At 59.9% G+C, this 20,188-nt stretch carries 14 protein-coding genes and 1 tRNA gene; 12 read left to right on the top strand and 3 right to left on the bottom strand.

Features of this window, described 5'->3' with window-relative positions; all coding sequences use genetic code 11:
* Positions 1–6: 6 nt before the first annotated feature.
* Positions 7–93: transfer RNA gene (locus KDX39_RS15770), tRNA-Leu, on the bottom strand.
* Between the two features lie 224 nt (positions 94–317).
* Between KDX39_RS15770 and rnr the strand changes: the two genes are divergently transcribed.
* The 12 genes from rnr (at position 318) to azu (ending at position 17,952) form a co-directional block, all read left to right on the top strand.
* Entirely contained in the window at positions 318–2,951 is a 2,634-nt protein-coding gene (gene rnr, locus KDX39_RS15775; protein WP_210042823.1) for a ribonuclease R, read from the top strand.
* Positions 2,948–3,709: a 23S rRNA (guanosine(2251)-2'-O)-methyltransferase RlmB gene (rlmB, locus tag KDX39_RS15780; RefSeq protein WP_231661001.1), complete on the top strand. Its 762-nt coding sequence runs from the start codon at positions 2,948–2,950 to the stop codon at positions 3,707–3,709. Before rnr ends, rlmB begins: the two co-directional genes overlap by 4 nt.
* A gap of 232 nt (positions 3,710–3,941) precedes the next feature.
* On the top strand, positions 3,942–4,367 hold the full coding sequence (gene rpsF / locus KDX39_RS15785; RefSeq protein ID WP_004883583.1) for a 30S ribosomal protein S6: 426 nt from the start codon (positions 3,942–3,944) through the stop codon (positions 4,365–4,367).
* 28 nt (positions 4,368–4,395) lie between these two features.
* Positions 4,396–4,626 carry a 30S ribosomal protein S18 gene (rpsR, locus tag KDX39_RS15790; RefSeq protein WP_002551829.1) on the top strand — a complete coding sequence of 77 codons (231 nt, stop codon included), beginning with the start codon at positions 4,396–4,398 and terminating at the stop codon, positions 4,624–4,626.
* Between the two features lie 39 nt (positions 4,627–4,665).
* A complete protein-coding gene (locus tag KDX39_RS15795; RefSeq protein ID WP_184321777.1) occupies positions 4,666–5,562 on the top strand; it encodes a hypothetical protein in 897 nt (298 codons plus the stop codon).
* A gap of 19 nt (positions 5,563–5,581) precedes the next feature.
* Positions 5,582–6,028 (top strand): 50S ribosomal protein L9, encoded by a 447-nt coding sequence (gene rplI / locus KDX39_RS15800; RefSeq protein WP_004883587.1) that lies wholly within the window; start codon positions 5,582–5,584, stop codon positions 6,026–6,028.
* Positions 6,029–6,151: 123 nt separating this feature from the next.
* Positions 6,152–7,546 (top strand): replicative DNA helicase, encoded by a 1,395-nt coding sequence (gene dnaB, locus KDX39_RS15805; protein ID WP_024685845.1) that lies wholly within the window; start codon positions 6,152–6,154, stop codon positions 7,544–7,546.
* 156 nt (positions 7,547–7,702) lie between these two features.
* Entirely contained in the window at positions 7,703–10,018 is a 2,316-nt protein-coding gene (locus tag KDX39_RS15810; protein WP_231661002.1) for a YgiQ family radical SAM protein, read from the top strand.
* Positions 10,019–10,392: 374 nt separating this feature from the next.
* Entirely contained in the window at positions 10,393–13,671 is a 3,279-nt protein-coding gene (locus tag KDX39_RS15815) for a transglutaminase family protein (protein ID WP_231661003.1), read from the top strand.
* 88 nt (positions 13,672–13,759) lie between these two features.
* Complete coding sequence (locus KDX39_RS15820; protein ID WP_231661004.1) at positions 13,760–16,267, top strand: circularly permuted type 2 ATP-grasp protein; 2,508 nt, start codon at positions 13,760–13,762, stop codon at positions 16,265–16,267.
* Positions 16,267–17,157, top strand: coding sequence for a transglutaminase family protein (locus KDX39_RS15825; protein ID WP_099229525.1), 891 nt, complete (start codon positions 16,267–16,269; stop codon positions 17,155–17,157). Before KDX39_RS15820 ends, KDX39_RS15825 begins: the two co-directional genes overlap by 1 nt.
* A gap of 348 nt (positions 17,158–17,505) precedes the next feature.
* The gene (gene azu, locus KDX39_RS15830; protein WP_099229526.1) at positions 17,506–17,952 is read left to right on the top strand and encodes an azurin; all 447 of its coding nucleotides are present in this window, start codon (positions 17,506–17,508) and stop codon (positions 17,950–17,952) included.
* Positions 17,953–18,085: 133 nt separating this feature from the next.
* Here the strand turns inward: azu and nadE are convergent, their stop codons facing one another.
* Both nadE and pncB read right to left on the bottom strand, forming a co-directional pair.
* Positions 18,086–18,913 carry an ammonia-dependent NAD(+) synthetase gene (gene nadE, locus KDX39_RS15835; RefSeq protein ID WP_210070659.1) on the bottom strand — a complete coding sequence of 276 codons (828 nt, stop codon included), beginning with the start codon at positions 18,911–18,913 and terminating at the stop codon, positions 18,086–18,088.
* A 26-nt stretch (positions 18,914–18,939) separates the two neighbouring features.
* The gene (gene pncB / locus KDX39_RS15840; RefSeq protein WP_099229528.1) at positions 18,940–20,163 is read right to left on the bottom strand and encodes a nicotinate phosphoribosyltransferase; all 1,224 of its coding nucleotides are present in this window, start codon (positions 20,161–20,163) and stop codon (positions 18,940–18,942) included.
* Positions 20,164–20,188: the final 25 nt, after the last annotated feature.

Below are 20,188 nucleotides of genomic sequence, written 5' to 3' on the forward strand. Positions count from 1 at the left end.
TTGAATTGGTGCCCAGAAGAAGACTCGAACTTCCACGACCTTGCGGTCACCAGCACCTGAAGCTGGCGTGTCTACCAATTTCACCATCTGGGCAGCATCTTGAGGCCTTGACCTGTCGATGGCGCGCACTATACGGAGCGTCTTTTGGGCTGTAAAGCCCATCGACGAAAAAAACTCCAAAAATTTCGCCAGCGGCGTGAATCGGGTCTTTCAGGGCAGTTTCAAGCGTTTTCAGTGAGCTGATTTAGCGTGAAATTTCCCGTTTCATAAGGTCTATGCCAAACTAACCCCTATATATACAAGGTGAAAACTATCTAATGGCCGATTGGCAGTCCCTCGATCCCGAGGCCGCTCGTGAAGCGGAAAAATACGAAAACCCTATTCCCAGCCGTGAGCTGATCCTTCAGCACCTTGCCGAGCGCGGCTCGCCAGCGAGTCGTGAGCAACTGGTCGAAGAGTTCGGCCTGGTCACTGAGGATCAATTCGAGGCTCTGCGCCGTCGCCTTCGTGCGATGGAGCGCGACGCGCAACTGATCTACACACGTCGTGGCACCTATGCGCCAGTGGACAAGCTCGACTTGATCCTCGGCCGCATCTCCGGCCATCGCGACGGTTTCGGCTTCCTGGTCCCGGATGATGGTTCCGATGACCTGTTCATGAGCCCGGCGCAGATGCGTCTGGTGTTCGACGGCGACCGTGCGCTGGCACGCGTTTCCGGTCTGGACCGCCGCGGGCGTCGTGAGGGCGTGATCGTCGAGGTCATTTCCCGCGGTCACGAATCCATCGTGGGTCGTTACTTCGAAGAAAGCGGCATCGGTTTCGTGATTCCGGACAATCCGAAAATCCAGCAGGAAGTGCTGGTGACGCCGGGCCGCAACAACGGCGCGAAGATCGGTCAGTTCGTCGAGGTGAAAATCACCCACTGGCCAACGCCGCGCTTCCAGCCGCAAGGCGATGTGGTTGAAGTGGTCGGCAACTATATGGCGCCGGGCATGGAAATCGATGTCGCGCTGCGCACCTATGACATTCCTCACGTATGGCCTGAAGCCGTGCTCAAGGAAGCGGCAAAACTCAAGCCGGAAGTCGAAGACAAGGACAAGGAACACCGCGTCGACCTGCGTCATCTGCCGTTCGTGACCATCGACGGTGAAGACGCGCGCGACTTCGACGATGCGGTCTATTGCGAAGCGAAACCTGGCAAGCTGCGCCTGTTCTCCGGCGGCTGGAAGCTCTACGTGGCGATTGCCGACGTATCGAGCTACGTGAAGATCGGCTCGGCGCTGGACGCCGAATCCCAGGTGCGCGGCAACTCGGTGTACTTCCCCGAGCGTGTTGTGCCGATGCTGCCTGAGCAGTTGTCCAACGGCCTGTGCTCGCTGAACCCGCATGTCGATCGTCTGGCCATGGTCTGCGAGATGACCATCTCCAAGACCGGCGAGATGACGGATTACGTGTTCTACGAAGCCGTCATCCATTCCCATGCGCGCCTGACCTACAACAAGGTCAGCACGATCCTCGAGCAGCCGAAAACGGCGGAGGCCAAGAGCCTGCGCGGCGAATACGGCGATGTGGTTCCGCATCTCAAGCAGCTTTATGCGCTGTACAAAGTGCTGCTGGGTGCGCGTCATGTGCGTGGCGCCATCGACTTCGAAACGCAGGAAACCCGGATCATCTTCGGTTCCGAGCGCAAGATTGCCGAGATCCGCCCGACCACGCGCAACGATGCTCACAAGCTGATCGAGGAGTGCATGCTGGCAGCCAACGTTGCCACGGCTGAATTCCTGAAGAAGCACGAAATTCCTGCGCTGTACCGCGTGCACGATGGCCCTCCGCCAGAGCGTCTGGAAAAGCTCCGTGCTTTTCTGGGTGAGCTGGGGCTGTCGTTGCACAAAGGCAAGGACGGTCCAACGCCGAAGGACTATCAAGCGCTGCTTGAAACCGTTCGTGATCGTCCGGACTACCACCTGATCCAGACCGTGATGCTGCGTTCGTTGAGTCAGGCTGTGTATAGCTCGGACAACAACGGCCACTTCGGTCTGAACTACGAAGCGTATACGCACTTCACCTCGCCGATCCGTCGTTATCCGGACCTGTTGACTCACCGTGCGATCCGCAGCGTGATCCGCTCCAAGCAGGATACGCCGCACGTGCGTCGTGCCGGTGCTGCAACCATTCCGAAAGCGCGCATCTATCCTTACGATGAGGCGTTGCTGGAGCAAATGGGCGAGCAGTGCTCGATGAGCGAGCGCCGTGCCGATGAAGCCACCCGCGACGTGGTGAACTGGCTCAAGTGCGAGTACATGAAGGACCGCGTAGGCGAGTCGTTCCCGGGCGTTATCACTGCCGTTACCGGTTTTGGCCTGTTCGTCGAGCTGACCGATATCTATGTCGAAGGTCTGGTGCATGTCACCGCACTGCCGGGCGACTACTACCACTTCGATCCGCTGCATCACCGCCTTGCCGGCGAACGCACCGGGCGTAATTTCCGCCTGGGCGACACGGTTGAAGTGAAGGTCATGCGCGTCGATCTGGATGAACGCAAGATCGACTTCGAAATATCCGAGAAGTCTGCCGCGACCACTTCTTCGCCGGGCCGCAAGCGCCGAGGTCAGGAAGCCGCAACGCCTGCTGCTGCCGAAAAGGAAAAGGCTCCCGCCAAGTCCGGACGTCGTACAGCGGCTACCAAAGAGGCACCGGTCGAGGCTTATCGCCCGAGCGATGCAGCGGCGAAAAACGCAGAAGTGCGCAAGAGCCGTGAAATGAAAAAAGCCCTTCTGGCTGAAGCGAAGGGTGGTAGCAAGGCGTCGTCGGGAAAGTCTGAAAGGCCTGCGTCGGGCTCCGCGCCGGCTTCAGGCAAAACCAGTAAACATCGTAAAGGTGGCTCGTCGAAAACGGGCTCCGCGTCATCGTCCAAAAGCGGTAGCGTTCGTAAACCCAAGGCCAAGTCATGAGTCAGCTGGAAAAAATCTACGGTGTGCATGCCGTGGAAGCGTTGCTTCGTCATCACCCGAAGCGGGTCAAACACATCTGGCTCGCGGAGAGTCGCAGTGATCCTCGCGTTCAGGTGCTGGTCGAGCTGGCAGGTCAGAATCGCGTCACCATTGGCCAGGCCGAGCGCCGCGAAATGGATGTCTGGGTTGAAGGCGTGCATCAGGGGGTTGTTGCTGATGTCAGCCCGAGCCAGGTCTGGGGCGAGGCGATGCTCGATGAGCTGCTGGACCGCACCGAAGGCCCGCCTTTGTTGCTCGTACTCGACGGCGTGACCGATCCGCACAACCTCGGTGCCTGTCTGCGTACCGCCGATGCAGCAGGTGCGCTTGCGGTTATCGTTCCCAAGGACAAGTCTGCAACGCTGACGCCGGCTGTACGAAAGGTGGCCTGTGGCGCGGCAGAAGTGATCCCGCTGGTGGCTGTGACCAATCTGGCGCGTACGCTGGAAAAACTGCAGCAGCGCGGCCTGTGGGTTGTAGGTACGGCGGGGGAGGCTGAGCAGGAGTTGTATCAGCAGGACCTGACCGGCCCGACGATCATCATCATGGGTGCCGAAGGCAAGGGCATGCGTCGCCTGACCCGCGAGCATTGCGATTATCTGGTGCGCCTGCCCATGGCCGGTAGCGTCAGCAGTCTCAACGTCTCGGTTGCTACCGGCGTCTGCCTGTTCGAAGCGCTGCGCCAGCGCAGTGCGAAGGCGACTGGCAAGAAAGGCTGATCGTCAGCGTTCAATCGTCCCGCGCCTCGCGTGGGGCGATCATTCTTCAGTGTTGGTGTGTCTGCTCAAATAATCACCAATTGCCTTGCGCCCCTCACGACCCTTCTCTACAATTGCGCCCCTTGCTGTCATGGCAGGCGCGCATGTGCCTGTTCCTGAGCAAGACCAACAGTGTCATTCACTCCTTGTCTGACCGCTTTCGGCGGCAGGCTACAACCCGTAAGGAGCATTCATGCGTCATTACGAAATTATCTTTTTGGTCCACCCGGATCAAAGCGAGCAAGTCGGCGGCATGGTAGAGCGTTACACCAAGCTGATCGAAGAAGACGGCGGCAAAATCCACCGTCTGGAAGATTGGGGCCGTCGTCAACTGGCTTACGCAATCAACAATGTTCACAAGGCTCACTACGTGATGCTGAACGTTGAGTGCTCTGGCAAGGCTCTGGCCGAGCTGGAAGACAACTTCCGTTACAACGATGCTGTGATCCGTAACCTGGTCATCCGTCGCGACGAAGCCGTAACTGGCCAGTCCGAGATGCTCAAGGCTGAAGAAAACCGCAGTGAGCGCCGTGAGCGTCGTGACCGTCCTGAGCACTCCGACAGCGCCGATGGCGATGACGGCGACAACAGCGACGTTAGCGATAACGCTGACGAGTAATCCACGGACCTTTTGAGGAGCCAATTACATGGCACGTTTCTTCCGTCGTCGTAAATTCTGCCGCTTCACCGCTGAAGACGTCAAAGAGATCGATTACAAAGATCTCAACACTCTGAAAGCCTACGTATCCGAGACCGGCAAAATCGTTCCAAGCCGTATCACTGGTACCAAAGCACGTTATCAGCGTCAGCTGGCCACCGCTATCAAGCGCGCCCGCTTCCTGGCCCTGCTGGCCTACACCGACAGCCACGGCCGCTGAGACCAGGTAGTCGACAAAACGTAACAAGGGATAGAAAGCATGCGTGCCCTGGCTGAATTCATCATGCGCGGCCGTATGCAGGCCACTCTCGTAGTGGCTGGATGTGCGGCATTGCCGCTGTTTTTCTGGTTGAGTGCTGCCGCAGGTTGCCTTGTGCTTCTGCGGCGCGGGTTCAGTGATGCCGTTGGTGTCCTGTCCTGGGCTCTGCTGCCGGCTTTGGTCTGGTGGTATTTCGGCGAACCACGTGTAGCCATGGTGCTGGCTGGTTCGCTGAGCTTGGCAATGGTGTTGCGTGCCAGCGAGTCCTGGGTCCGCGTGCTGCTGGTCAGCGTAGCGTTGGGTGTGGTGTACGCAGTGGTACTGGGTGCGGTTTTTGGCGAACCCATTGAAGCGATGTCGCAGGAGTTGCAGAAACACCTGCCGGCGATGCTCTCTGGGCTCTACGAGCAAATGAACGTAGAAGAACGCGCGCGTCTGGGATCACTGATTGCCCCCGTCCTGATTGGCCTGATAGCGGCCTTGCTGCAAATCGTCAGTGTGCTGAGCCTGATTCTTGGGCGCTACTGGCAAGCGTTGTTGTACAACCCTGGTGGTTTCGGGCGTGAATTTCGCGCCGTGAGACTCCCGCTGGTGCCGTCGTTGGTGCTGTTGGTGTGCATGCTGGTGGGGCCGAATTTTGGTCCGCAGATGGCAATGCTTACACCGCTCTGCAGCGTACCGCTGGTATTTGCAGGACTGGCATTGATACACGGGCTGGTCGCTGAAAAGCGCCTGTCCAGGTTCTGGCTGGTGGGGATGTACATAACGCTGCTGGTATTCATGCAGCTGATCTATCCGTTGCTCGTGGTAATTGCCATTGTCGACAGCCTGATTGATTTTCGCGGTCGCCGGGTATCGAAAGATTCCGGCAATGGTCCTGCGAACGGTGAAGGTTAAAAGTTAAGAGGATTTCCACATGCAACTGATCCTTCTGGAAAAAGTCGCCAACCTGGGCAACCTGGGCGACAAAGTAAATGTTAAGGCCGGTTACGGTCGTAACTACCTGCTGCCTTACGGCAAAGCCACCGCTGCAACCGCTGCCAACCTGGCTGCGTTTGAAGAGCGTCGTGCCGAGCTGGAAAAACTGGCCGCAGACAAGAAAGCATCTGCCGAAACTCGCGCTGCCCAACTGGCTGAGCTGGAAGTGACCATCACTGCCACCGCTGGCGACGAAGGCAAGCTGTTCGGTTCGATCGGCACCCACGACATCGCTGATGCACTGACCGCCTCTGGCGTTGAAGTTGCAAAAAGCGAAGTTCGTCTGCCGAACGGCACTATCCGCAACGTTGGCGAATTCGACGTAGCCGTGCACCTGCACAGCGACGTAGAAGCGACCGTACGCGTTGTCGTAGTGGCTGCTTAAGCGGTACGTAATCGTCTGGCGGCATTGCCGTCAGAGGATTAACATCGGGCACGATCCTGTTCACAGGTCGTGCCCTTTGTCTTTGTGGCATCCCTATTCTGTAAACCTCGAATTCAAGTGGCCATGAACGAAATCTCCAGCCCTGAGCAATACGATCTGCAAACCGCTGCCCTCAAGGTGCCGCCACATTCCATCGAGGCCGAACAGGCTGTGCTCGGTGGTCTGATGCTGGATAACAACGCCTGGGAGCGGGTGCTTGATCAAGTTTCGGATGGCGATTTCTATCGACATGACCACCGCCTGATCTTCCGGGCCATTGCACGCCTGGCCGACCAGAACAGCCCGATCGACGTGGTGACGCTGGCCGAGCAACTGGACAAGGAAGGGCAGACCTCGCAGGTCGGCGGCCTTGGCTATCTCAGTGAGCTGGCGAAGAACACGCCATCGGTTGCCAACATCAAGGCTTATGCGCAAATCGTTCGTGCACGGGCGACCTTGCGTCAATTGATCGGCATCAGCACCGAAATTGCCGACAGCGCATTCAATCCCGAAGGCCGTACCGCCGAAGAGATTCTTGACGAGGCCGAACGGCAGATCTTCCAGATTGCCGAAGCGCGGCCCAAGACCGGCGGTCCGGTCAGCGTCAATGACCTGCTGACCAAGGCCATCGACCGTATCGATACGCTGTTCAACAGTGATAACGCGATTACCGGCCTGTCCACCGGTTATACCGATCTGGATGAAAAGACCAGCGGCTTGCAACCGGCCGACCTGATCATCGTCGCCGGTCGTCCGTCGATGGGTAAGACCACCTTTGCAATGAACCTCGTTGAAAACGCCGTGTTGCGCAGTGACAAGGTCGTACTGGTCTACTCCCTCGAGATGCCAGGCGAATCGCTGATCATGCGTATGCTGTCATCGCTGGGCCGTATCGACCAGACCAAGGTGCGTGCCGGTCAACTGGATGACGATGACTGGCCGCGTCTGACGTCGGCCGTGAACCTGCTCAATGACCGTAAGCTGTTCATCGACGACACGGCGGGCATCAGTCCTTCGGAAATGCGCGCCCGTACCCGGCGTGTGGTGCGTGAGCATGGCGATGTCGCCATGATAATGATCGACTACCTGCAGTTGATGCAGATCCCGGGATCGAGCGGTGATAACCGGACCAACGAAATTTCCGAGATTTCCCGCTCGTTGAAGGCGCTGGCCAAGGAATTCAACTGTCCGGTCATCGCCCTGTCGCAGCTCAACCGCTCCCTGGAACAACGTCCGAACAAGCGCCCGATCAACTCCGACCTTCGGGAATCCGGAGCGATCGAGCAGGACGCCGACGTCATCATGTTCGTGTACCGCGACGAGGTGTATCACCCGGAGACCGAGCACAAGGGTATTGCCGAGATCATCATCGGCAAGCAGCGTAACGGCCCTATCGGTACCACGCGCCTGGCGTTCATCGGCAAATACACCCGCTTCGAGAACCTGGCACCGGGCAGTTACAACTTCGATGATGATTGATATCAGGTGACAACTGATCCCGGTGAGAGCTTGCTCGCGAAGAGGCTTGCGCTGAAGTCATCCACTCAATTCCGACCATTGCCGTCGGACTTGATCAAAAAATGTGCTATATTCCGCGCCCGCGATTTTTCCAACGTGCAAACGTAGGTCCTGAACATGCAATCAGCCAAGCCGTTATTTGACTATCCCAAGTACTGGGCCGAGTGTTTCGGACCAGCACCTTTCCTGCCCATGAGTCGGGAAGAGATGGATCTGCTTGGCTGGGATTCCTGCGACATCATCATCGTGACCGGTGATGCGTACGTGGATCACCCGTCGTTCGGCATGGCGATCATCGGCCGTCTGCTCGAGTCTCAGGGCTTTCGTGTGGGCATCATTGCCCAGCCCAACTGGCAGTCCAAAGATGACTTCATGAAGCTCGGCGAGCCGAACCTGTTCTTCGGTGTCGCTGCCGGCAACATGGACTCGATGATCAATCGTTACACCGCCGACAAGAAAATCCGCTCCGATGACGCTTACACCCCCGGTGGTATGGCGGGCAAGCGTCCGGACCGTGCGAGTCTGGTTTACAGCCAGCGCTGCAAGGAAGCCTACAAGCACGTGCCGATCGTCCTTGGCGGCATCGAGGCCTCGCTGCGCCGCATTGCGCACTATGACTACTGGCAGGACAAGGTTCGCAACTCGATCCTGATCGACGCCTGCGCCGACATCCTGCTGTACGGCAACGCCGAGCGTGCGATTGTCGAAGTCGCCCAGCGCCTGTCCTATGGCCAGAAGGTTGAAGACATCACGGATGTGCGCGGCACCGCGTTCATTCGTCGTGACACGCCGCAAGGCTGGTACGAAGTCGACTCCACGCGCATCGACCGTCCGGGCAAGATCGACAAGATCATCAACCCGTACGTCAACACGCAAGACACCGAAGCTTGCGCAATCGAGCAGGAAAAAGGCCCGGTTGAAGACCCGAATGAACCCAAGGTTGTGCAGATTCTCGCCAGCCCGCGCATGACCCGTGACAAGACCGTCATCCGTCTGCCGTCGGTGGAGAAGGTGCGTAACGACGCCGTTCTGTATGCCCACGCCAACCGCGTGCTGCACCTGGAAACCAACCCGGGCAACGCCCGTGCGCTGGTGCAGAAGCATGGCGATGTGGACGTATGGTTCAACCCGCCGCCCATTCCGATGACCACCGAAGAGATGGACTACGTGTTCGGCATGCCTTACGCGCGAGTTCCGCACCCTTCGTACGGCAAGGAAAAGATTCCGGCCTACGACATGATCCGTTTCTCGGTGAACATCATGCGTGGCTGCTTCGGCGGCTGCACCTTCTGCTCCATTACCGAGCACGAAGGTCGCATCATTCAGAACCGCTCCGAAGAATCGATCATTCGCGAAATCGAAGAGATCCGCGACAAGGTGCCTGGCTTCACCGGCGTCATTTCCGACCTCGGCGGGCCGACCGCGAACATGTACCGCATCGCCTGCAAGAGCCCGGAAATCGAATCTGCGTGCCGCAAGCCTTCCTGCGTGTTCCCTGGCATTTGCCCGAACCTGAACACCGACCATTCGTCGCTGATCCAGCTGTATCGCAGTGCTCGCGCCTTGCCGGGTGTGAAGAAGATCCTGATCGCGTCGGGTCTGCGTTACGACCTGGCTGTCGAGTCGCCGGAGTACGTCAAGGAGCTGGTGACGCACCACGTCGGTGGTTACCTGAAGATCGCCCCGGAACACACCGAGGAAGGTCCGCTCAATCAGATGATGAAACCGGGTATCGGCAGCTACGACAAGTTCAAGCGCATGTTCGAGAAGTACACCAAGGAAGCAGGCAAGGAGCAGTACCTGATTCCTTACTTCATCGCGGCTCACCCGGGCACCACCGATGAAGACATGATGAATCTGGCACTGTGGCTCAAGGGCAACGGCTTCCGTGCCGATCAGGTGCAGGCGTTCTACCCGTCGCCAATGGCCACGGCCACGGCCATGTACCACTCGGGCAAGAACCCGCTGCGCAAGGTCACGTACAAGAGCGACGCCGTCACCATCGTCAAGAGCGAGGCGCAGCGTCGTCTGCACAAGGCATTCCTGCGCTACCACGACCCGAAAGGCTGGCCGATGCTGCGTGAAGCACTGGAACGCATGGGGCGCTCCGACCTGATCGGCTCGGGCAAGGATCAACTTATTCCGTTGCACCAGCCTGCAACCGACAGCTACCAGAGTGCGCGTCGCAAGAACTCGACACCTGCTGGCAGCCACAAGGTGGCCAAGGCGGCCAAGACCACGCTGATCCAGACCCAGCACACCGGCCTGCCGCCACGCGGCAGCGACGGCAGCAAGCCATGGGACAAGCGCGAAGAAGCCAAGGCCGCCGCCATGGCCCGCAACAAGCAGGCTGCCAAGGAGCGTATGGAAGCCGCCAAGGGCGGGAAGGGCAAAGGCGGCAAGCCAGCCCGCAAGCCTGTGGTGCCACGCTAGGTCACTGCAAGCGGACGCGAAGCGCGGGAGCGATCACCTCAGGCTGATCGTTCCCACGCCGTGATACTCCGACAGACGCGCAAAGCCGGGCCAAAACGAAAGTGTCTGACTGAATGCATACCTCCCACTGGCACTGATCACTCGGATCAAGCACCTCCCTCGCTTCACTCAGATACTTCACCTCCCGCCTCATCCCTCTGCCACACTGTCTGCCACATTATCGTGCGACCCTTGCACGCTCGACGTCGGCTGGCGCGATTTTGGTGCCTTGTCCGTTCAGGCGCAGAGTGCCAGCGTCGCAGGCGCAGGACTTTGGCCGGATGGCATAAGTCTTGCGCGGATCATTTACCGTTCAGGCTCGCAGGAGGCACGCCGTGTCGATTCATATTGCCTTGCACCACGTCACGCATTACCGCTACGAACGCGCCGTCGAACTGGGTCCGCAGATTGTTCGCCTGCGCCCGGCGGCCCATAGCCGCACGCGTGTGCTGTCTTACTCGCTGAAAGTGCAGCCTGAAAACCACTTCATCAACTGGCAGCAGGATCCGCAGGGCAACTACCTGGCACGTCTGGTCTTTCCCGAGAAAACCGACGAGTTTCGTGTCGAGGTCGATCTTGTCGCCGAAATGGCGGTGTTCAATCCGTTCGACTTCTTTCTCGAGCCCTACGCCGAAAACATCCCGTTCCTGTACGCCAGCGAAGAGCAGCGTGAGCTGGCGCCTTATCTGGAAAAGCTGCCGCTGACGCCTAAATTTCAGGCCTACCTGGACAGCATCAGCCGCGAACCGATACCGGCCATCGACTTTCTGGTCGGGCTCAATCAACGCCTGAGTCAGGACGTCGCGTACCTGATCCGCATGGAGCCGGGCGTACAAACCCCTGAGTACACGCTGGAACATGCCTCCGGTTCCTGCCGCGACTCGGCATGGTTGCTGGTGCAGTTGCTGCGCCACCTCGGCATGGCGGCGCGCTTTGTGTCGGGCTACCTGATTCAACTCAAGGCCGATGTTGCGGCACTGGACGGTCCGTCCGGCACCGACGTGGACTTCACTGACCTGCACGCCTGGTGCGAGGTTTATCTGCCGGGCGCAGGCTGGGTCGGTCTGGACGCCACCTCCGGTCTGTTCGCAGGTGAAGGGCATATTCCGCTGGCGTGCAGCCCGGAGCCTTCGTCTGCCGCGCCGATCAGCGGGCTGGTAGAACCCTGCGAAACGCAATTCAGCCATGAGATGTCGGTGGAACGGATCTGGGAGGCGCCACGCGTCACCAAGCCGTACACGGAAGAGCAATGGCAGGACATTCAGGCTCTCGGTCATCAGATCGACGCTGACCTGCAGCGCGAAGATGTACGCCTGACCATGGGTGGCGAGCCAACTTTCGTTTCCATTGATGATCGTGACGGCGCGGAATGGAACACTGCCGCGCTTGGCCCGAAAAAGCGTGAGCTGTCAGCCGAGCTGTTTCAGCGCATGCGCGCCCATTACGCGCCGCTGGGCATCGTGCATTTCGGACAGGGCAAATGGTATCCGGGCGAGCAGTTGCCGCGCTGGTCGCTGAATTGCTTCTGGCGCAAGGACGGTCAGCCGGTATGGCACAACGACGCGTTGATCGCCAGCGAGACTGAAGACTATGGCGTCACCGGCGAACTGGCCGGGCGTTTTCTGGCCAGCGTGGCCGAGCGCCTGAAGTTGCCGACCCGCTTCGTGTTCCCGGCTTATGAAGACAATTACTACTACCTGTGGCGCGAAGGTGCTCTGCCGGTGAACGTCACCGCCGAGGACTCAAGGCTCGGCGACGAGATGGAGCGTGCCCGCCTGCGTAAGGTGTTCGCTCAGGGCCTGGATAAGGTCATCGGTCAGGTGCTGCCGCTGGCGCGCACGGCTGATGGCGACAGTTGGCAGAGCGGGCGCTGGTACCTGCGTGATGATCATTGCCGTCTGGTACCGGGCGACTCGGCGCTGGGCTATCGTCTGCCGCTCGCTTCGCAGCCGTGGGTCAAGGCGGCCGAATATCCGTTCATTCATCCGACCGACCACAACCAGGCCTTTCCGGAACTGGAAGACAGTGAGTCGCTGATCGCGCAGCTCAAGTCCTCCGACACCGATGCCGAGCGTGCGCCCAGGCTTGACGAGTCTGCCGACTGGCTGACCCGCACGGCTTTGTGTGCCGAAGCGCGTGAAGGGCGCCTGTACTTGTTCATGCCACCTTTGCAGAAGCTTGAGGAATACCTCGAGCTGGTCGCGGTGATCGAAGCGACGGCTGAAGAATTGAAATGTCCGGTGTTGCTGGAAGGCTACGAGCCGCCGAGCGACCCGCGTCTGTGTAACTTTCGCATCACGCCTGATCCGGGCGTCATCGAGGTGAACGTGCAGCCGTCCGCCAGTTGGGATCAGCTTGTTGAGCGCACCGAGTTTCTCTACGAGCAAGCGCGCCTGACGCGCCTGACCACCGAGAAGTTCATGATCGACGGTCGCCACACCGGTACCGGCGGCGGCAACCACTTCGTCATGGGGGGCGCAACACCTGCCGACTCGCCGTTCCTGCGCCGTCCTGACCTGCTGCGCAGCCTGATCAGCTATTGGCACAATCATCCGTCGCTGTCTTACCTGTTTTCCGGTCTGTTCATCGGCCCGACCTCGCAGGCGCCGCGCATCGACGAAGCGCGTAACGACTCGTTGTACGAGATGGAAATCGCCTTCTCGCAAATGCCCGAGCCCGGTGAAGAAGTGGCGCCGTGGGTCGTGGACCGGCTGCTGCGCAACCTGCTGATCGACGTGACCGGCAATACACACCGCGCCGAGTTCTGCATCGACAAGCTGTACTCGCCTGACGGTGCAACCGGGCGTCTGGGTCTGCTGGAGCTGCGCGCCTTCGAGATGCCACCGCATGCGCGCATGAGCCTGGCCCAGCAGTTGCTGCTGCGCGCGCTCGTGGCGCGCTTCTGGCGTGAACCTTATGCGCCCGCCAAACTGGCCCGCTGGGGTACGCAATTGCATGACCGCTTCATGCTGCCGCACTTCATCGAGCAGGATTTCGCTGATGTCGTGGCTGACCTCAATAGCGCCGGTTACCCGGTGCGCGCTGACTGGTTCGCCGCGCATCTGGAATTCCGGTTCCCGAAAGTCGGTGACTACGCCGTCAACGGCATTCAGCTTGAGTTGCGTCAGGCGCTGGAACCCTGGCACGTGCTGGGTGAGGAAGGCTCGGGTGGCGGTGCGGTGCGTTATGTGGATTCGTCACTGGAACGCCTGCAAGTGCATCTCACCGGCCTGCCGCCGCAACGCTACCTGCTGACCTGCAATGGCATTCCCGTGCCGCTGCAGCCGACCGGGCAGGCGGGTGAGTTTGTCGCGGGCGTGCGTTATCGCGCCTGGCAGCCAGCCAACTGCCTGCAACCGACCATCGGTGTGCATGCACCGCTTGTATTCGACCTGCTCGACACCTGGATGCACCGCTCGCTGGGCGGCTGCGAGTATCATGTCGCCCATCCGGGTGGGCGCAACTACGAAACCCTGCCGGTCAATGCCAACGAAGCGGAAAGCCGCCGCATGTCGCGTTTCTTCCGCATTGGCCATACACCGGGCAAATTGGAGGTCCCGTCGCTCAACATTAACGACGAACTGCCGATGACGCTGGATATGCGCCTGCACTGAGTCTGCGTCAAAAGTGAGTCGGGTGCGCACGGACGTGACACCTGACCGCTTCATCTGAAGTCCTTTTTGCTGCCCTGCCGAGCCTTCCATGCCCGACTTGCTTGACCGATACCCGCTGTCCGAGGGTACCTACCACGAGATGCTCGATGCCGACGGGACGGTTCGTCCGCACTGGCGGCGTCTCTACGAGCACATGCGACGCAGTTCGCCTGCGCAGCTGACCCAGCGTCAGGCGTTGCTGACCCGGCAGATTCAGGAAAACGGCGTGACCTACAACGTCTACGCCGACCCCAAGGGCGCAGATCGTCCGTGGGAGCTGGATCTGCTGCCACACATCATTCCGGCTGACGAGTGGGCACATGTAGCAGCCGGTATCGCTCAGCGCGGGCGACTGCTCAATGCCGTGCTCGCCGATCTGTATGGCCCGCAGACGCTTATCGCACAAGGCCTGCTGCCTGCCGAACTGGTCTTCGGGCATAACAATTTTCTGTGGCCGTGCCAGGGCGTCAAACCGCCCGAGGGTACGTTCCTGCACATGTACGCCGTGGACCTGGCGCGCACACCCGATGGCCGCTGGTGGGTCACCGCTGACCGGACCCAGGCGCCTTCCGGTGCAGGTTATGCGCTTGAAAACCGCCAGATCGTTGCCCGTGCCTTGCCGGAAACCTACCGCGATCTGCAGGTGCGGCACTTGTCCGGTTTCTTCGGTGCCTTGCAGCAGACGCTGGCGCGTCAGGCACCCACCAGCAATGAAGCGCCGCTGATCGTGCTGCTGACGCCGGGGCGTTTCAACGAAAGCTATTTCGAACACCTGTATCTGGCACGGCAACTGGGTTATCCGCTGGTCGAAGGCGGCGACCTGACGGTGCGTGACGCCACGGTTTTTCTGAAGACCCTCAGCGGCCTGCGTCGGGTGCACGCGATCATGCGTCGTCTGGACGATGACTTCTGCGACCCGCTGGAGCTTCGTACCGACTCGGCACTGGGTGTGCCGGGGCTGCTGGAGGTCGTACGTCAGGGCAATGTGCTGGTCGCCAATGCCTTGGGCAGTGGTGTGCTGGAATCGCCCGGGCTACTGGGCTTCCTGCCGAAAATCTGCGAATACCTGTTCGGCGAAGAACTGATTCTGCCGTCCGTGGCGACCTGGTGGTGCGGCGAGCCGCCAGTGCTGGCGCAGGCACTCGAAAAACTCCCTGAACTGTTGATCAAGCCTGCGTTTCCGTCGCAGCATTTTGTACCCGTATTCGGCCGCGACCTGAACGAGGAGCAACGCAAGGCGCTGGCGGCACGCATGCAGGCACGGCCTTATGCCTACGTCGCGCAGGAATTGGCGCAGTTGTCTCACGCACCGGTCTTGCAGGCCGATGGCGAAGCGTTGCAGCCGCGTGCCATTGGCATGCGGGTATACGCGGTCGCGGGCCTCGATGGTTATCGTGTTCTGCCGGGTGGCCTGACCCGTGTGGCGGCCGATGCCGATGCCGATGTGGTTTCGATGCAGCGGGGCGGAGCCAGCAAAGACACCTGGGTGCTGGGCGAGCGTTCCTACAGCGGCGTGCATGCTGGCGAGCCTTTGAAAGGTCAGCGCGCTTTGGGCGTCTATGACCTGATCCGGCGTGATCCCTACCTGCCGTCGCGGGTCGTGGAAAACCTGTTCTGGTTCGGGCGTTACTGTGAGCGTTGCGACGACAGCGCGCGCCTGCTGCGCATCATGTTCACCCGCTATGTCGACGATGACGATCCGCAGGCCTTGCAGGCTGCTGTGACGCTGGCCGAAAGCCTGGGCGTACTGCCTGAGGCCGAAGAAGACGAAACGCTGCAGCATCGTCTGCTGACCGCCTTGCTGGGCGAGGAATGGCCATTCAGCCTGCGCGCCAATCTGCAGCGTCTGCAGTGGGCGGCTTCACAGGTGCGCGGCAAGCTGTCCAGAGAGAACTGGCAGGCGCTGGTCGAGTTGCAGCGCGAGGCCCTGAGCCTGGAATCCGAAGAGCCTGACTTTGGCGAACTGCTGGACTTCCTCAACCGTCTGGTGATGTCGCTGGCGGCGCTGTCCGGCTTTGCGCTGGATGACATGACCCGCGATGAGGGCTGGAGTTTTCTGATGATCGGGCGGCGTATCGAGCGCCTGAAGTTTCTCAGCATGAGCCTGGCGGCGTTCCTGCGTGGCACCACCGTGTCGGATCAGGCCGGTCTGGAATGGCTGCTGGAACTGGGCAACAGCAGCATCACCTATCGCTCGCGCTACATGGCAGTGCCGCACCTGATTCCGGTACTGGACCTGCTGCTGCTCGATGACCAGAACCCACACGCCGTACTGTTTCAGCTCAAGCTGGTACAGCGCTCGTTACGTCGCCTGAGCGACAACTTCGACGCGCCGCGTGACAACAGTCTGGCCGTACTGGCCCAACGTCTTGCCGCTTTCGATCTCGGCAGTCTGGAGAACCCGCTGTTCGGTCAGAGCAGTATCGATGCGGTGCTGGATGGTCTCGCCGACCTGCTGCAAGGCATTGGCGAAAGCGCTGGTCAGGCGTCTGATCGTCTGGCCTTGCGTCACTTTGCCCACGTCGATGACGTCAGCCAACGCACGGTATCCGTCTGATGAGCGCCCTTTACCAGATTTTTCACGACACGCATTACAAGTACGACAGCCCGGTGTCGCTGGCCCAGCAACTGGCGCACCTGTGGCCGCGCAGCAGTCCCTGGCAGCGTTGCATCGAACAGAGCCTGGAGATTTTTCCGACGCCCACTACGCGCCGCGATGAGCTGGATGTATTCGGCAATCCGCTGACCCGGCTGGCCTTCGAGCGTCCGCACGACGAATTGCAGGTCAATGCACGTCTGCAGATCGAAGTGCTGGAACGGCCGTATCTGGACTTCAACCTGTCGCCGGAATGGGAAGTCACGCGTAGCGCATTGACCTACAGCGCCAAGCCGATGACCGCTGACGTACTGGAAGCCTGTCGCTACCGCTTCGAATCACCCTACGTGCACTTGAAGCGCTCGTTCGTCGAGTTTTCGCAGGATTGCTTTCCACCCGCGCGGCCCTTGTTGCTGGGCGTGCAGGCGCTGATGGAAAAGATATTCGATGAGTTCACCTTCGACAGCGAAGCCACTCAGGTGGCGACGCCATTGGTGGAAGTGCTGGAGCGGCGACGCGGCGTCTGTCAGGACTTCGCGCACCTGATGCTCGCCTGTCTGCGTTCCCGTGGGCTGGCGGCGCGTTATGTCAGCGGCTATCTGCTGACCCAGCCACCACCCGGACAGCCGCGTCTGATCGGCGCAGACGCTTCTCATGCCTGGGTGTCGGTGTTTTGTCCTGCGTCGGGCTGGGTCGATTTCGATCCGACCAACAACGTGCAGCCTGCGCTGGAGCACATCAGCCTGGCATGGGGGCGCGACTTTTCCGATGTCTCTCCGCTGCGCGGCGTCATTCTGGGCGGCGGCGCCCATGACCCCGAAGTGCGGGTTACGGTCATGCCGGTCGCCTGAGCCGCGCTTAATTCCCGGTGTCCGCCAAACGTTTATTACTCGGCGGCATCGACCCTGTCAGACGCTATGCCGGGCCCGGTCGTACGCATCATGCGGACAACTAGCGCTTGCGCCACAGGCGTAGGCGGCGAGCAAACTGCGAAACAGGCTATTGAGCTGCATGAAAGTCTTTCCATGGGGAGGGCGATGTGCCGATGGTAGAGTGGCGCTACGTGTCTGGCTGTTTGATTGTTTCGATGGCACCGATAGCTCGTGCGCCTTGCAGGCGTCATTGGAACCCCGCCGCCGTTCGACGCTCTGTTTTCAATCGTCTCTTTTAAATCTGACGTACCTGCCCTGGAGATTCAAATGATCCGCAAGCTTGTAGCGATTTCCCTGTTGACGCTGGCCAGTGGTCAACTGCTGGCGGCCGAATGCTCAACCACCATCGACTCCACCGATCAGATGATGTACGACAAAAAAGCCATCGAGATCGACAAAAGCTGCAAGAGCTTTACCGTCAACCTGACGCACTCCGGCAGCCTGCCGAAGAACGTCATGGGGCATAACTGGGTATTGAGCAAAAAGGCCGATGCGCAAGGCGTTACCACTGACGGCATGAGTGTTGGAATCGACAACGACTACATCAAGGAAGGCGACCCACGGGTGATCGCACACACCAAAATCATCGGCGCTGGAGAGAAAGACTCGGTGACATTCGATGTCTCGAAGCTCGACCCTGCCGAAAGCTATGAGTTTTTCTGCACCTTCCCCGGCCACATCGCGATGATGAAGGGCAGTGTGACGCTGAAGTAATTGATCGCCGTGTCCATGATCGTTCCCACGCTCCTGCGTGGTAACGCCTCCGCGTCAGCTCTCGAATGTGGCGTAGAGCGTCACGGGATGCATGCCCACGCGCAGCGATGGGCATGCTCGTCGTGGATGCCTGTCAAGGCGCGTAAGGCAGTTCTCGTTTGTGCTGGGTCTTGGCGTAGGTGTCGCAAATGATTTTGAACGCCTCTTCGCGTACCGGCTGGCCGTGCAGGAAGGCGTCGATCTCGGCGTAAGTCACGCCATGCGAGGCCTCGTCAGGTTTGCCGGGGGACAGGTCTTCCAGGTCTGCCGTCGGCACCTTCTCTACCAGTGATTCAGGTGCGCCGAAGTGGCGAGCAATGGCCCGTACCTGATTTTTTACCAGCCCGCTGAGCGGTGCCAGATCGCAAGCGCCGTCGCCGAACTTGGTGAAGAAACCCATCACCGCTTCCGCTGCGTGGTCAGTCCCGATCACCAGACCCTGATAAGCGCCGGCGATGGTGTACTGAGCGACCATCCGCATGCGCGCCTTGGTGTTGCCCAGCACGAAATCCACAGCACTGGCAGGGTGGCCTTCGAACGCTTTCACTTCAGCCGCGAGCGCTTTAACGCTGGGGCCAATGTTGACGGTATGGCGCTCGTCCGGCTCGATGAAATCCACTGATGCCTGCGCTTCGTGTTCATCGGCCTGCACCATGTAAGGCAGGCGCACGGCGACGAAGCGATAACTCGTGTCGCCCGTGCTCTCACGCAGTTCCTTGACGGCGCGCTGGGCGAGCAGGCCCGCGGTCAGCGAGTCGACGCCGCCGCTGATGCCCAGCACCAGATTCTTGAGGCGGGCGTTCTGCAGGCACTGCTTGATGAAATCGACGCGGCGGGCGACTTCGGCTTCCAGGGCGTTCTGGTCCGCGAACGGTGGCTGGACCTTGAGCTGTTCAGCAATCTGGCGCTGTACGGCGTGCATGATTCACTCCTCGTAAGTAGTCAAACTCAAACAGGTTTATCAGAAAGCGGCAGGTCCGGCACCTTGAACACATGTCGCAGGTAGGCGACGAAGTTCGGATCCTTGCATTGCGCCTTGCCGGGCTCGTCGGAAATCTTCGCCACGGGCTGGCCGGCGCAGGCCGTCATTTTCAGAACCATGTTCATGGGCGCGATGCCGGGGATGTCTGCGGTCAGATTGGTGCCGATACCAAAACTGACATTGATGCGCCCGCGCAGTGCCCGGAATATCTCCAGCGCCTTGGGCAGGTTCAGGCCGTCCGAGAACACCAGCGTCTTGCTCATCGGGTCGATGCCCAGCTTCTGGTAATGCAGGATGCATTTTTCGGCCCACTTCACCGGGTCGCCCGAATCGTGCCGCAAGCCATCGAACAGTTTGGCGAAGTACAGATCGAAGTCGGTCAGAAAGGCGTCGGTGGTGATGCAGTCAGTCAGCGCAATGCCCAGCAGTCCGCGGTATTCGCGTACCCAGCAGTCGAGTGCGGCAATCTGACTGTCGATCAGGCGCGGCCCCAGTTGCTGGTGGGCCATGATCCATTCATGAGCCATGGTGCCCAGCGGTTTCAGGTCGAGTTGACGCGCCAGATGCACGTTGCTGGTGCCCACGAACTGCCCCGGAAAATCATTCTTGAGAACCCCCAGTACTTCTTCCTGGACACGATACGAAAAACGCCTACGCGTACCGAAATCCGCAACCTTGAGTTCAGCCAGCTCATCCGGTGTGGCGTTGGTGCTCAGCCAGTCGAACTTGTCGTAGAGCCGTTCGCGGGCCTGACTGAGCAGGATCTTCGGATAGCGATGCCGGTTGCGCACTTCGCTGACGATCGCCAGCAACGGCACTTCGAACATGATCACATGCAGCCACGGGCCGTGCAGGCGGATGCACAGCTCATCGTTTTCGATGCTGGTCTTCACGTAGCGGGTGTTGAAGCGGAACAGGCCCAGAAAGCGCAGAAAGTCGGGCTTCATGAACGTGATGCGTTCCATGAATGCCAAATGCTCAGGGCTCAGCGACAGCTCGCACAGTAGCTCGATCTGATGCCGTATCTCGTCAAGATAGGGGCGAAGGTCTTCACCGTTGCGGCAGCGAAATTCCCATTCCACGTCGACGTTGGGGTAGTTGTGCAGGACGGCCTGCATCATGGTCAGCTTGTAGAAATCGGTGTCGAGCAGACTCTGCACGATGCGATTGGAGAAGGCGCTCTCGCTCATTGTTTCGGGTCTCCAGAGCAGCCGG

The organism is Pseudomonas sp. CDFA 610, assembly GCF_021147865.1.
Lineage (GTDB): Bacteria > Pseudomonadota > Gammaproteobacteria > Pseudomonadales > Pseudomonadaceae > Aquipseudomonas > Aquipseudomonas alliivorans.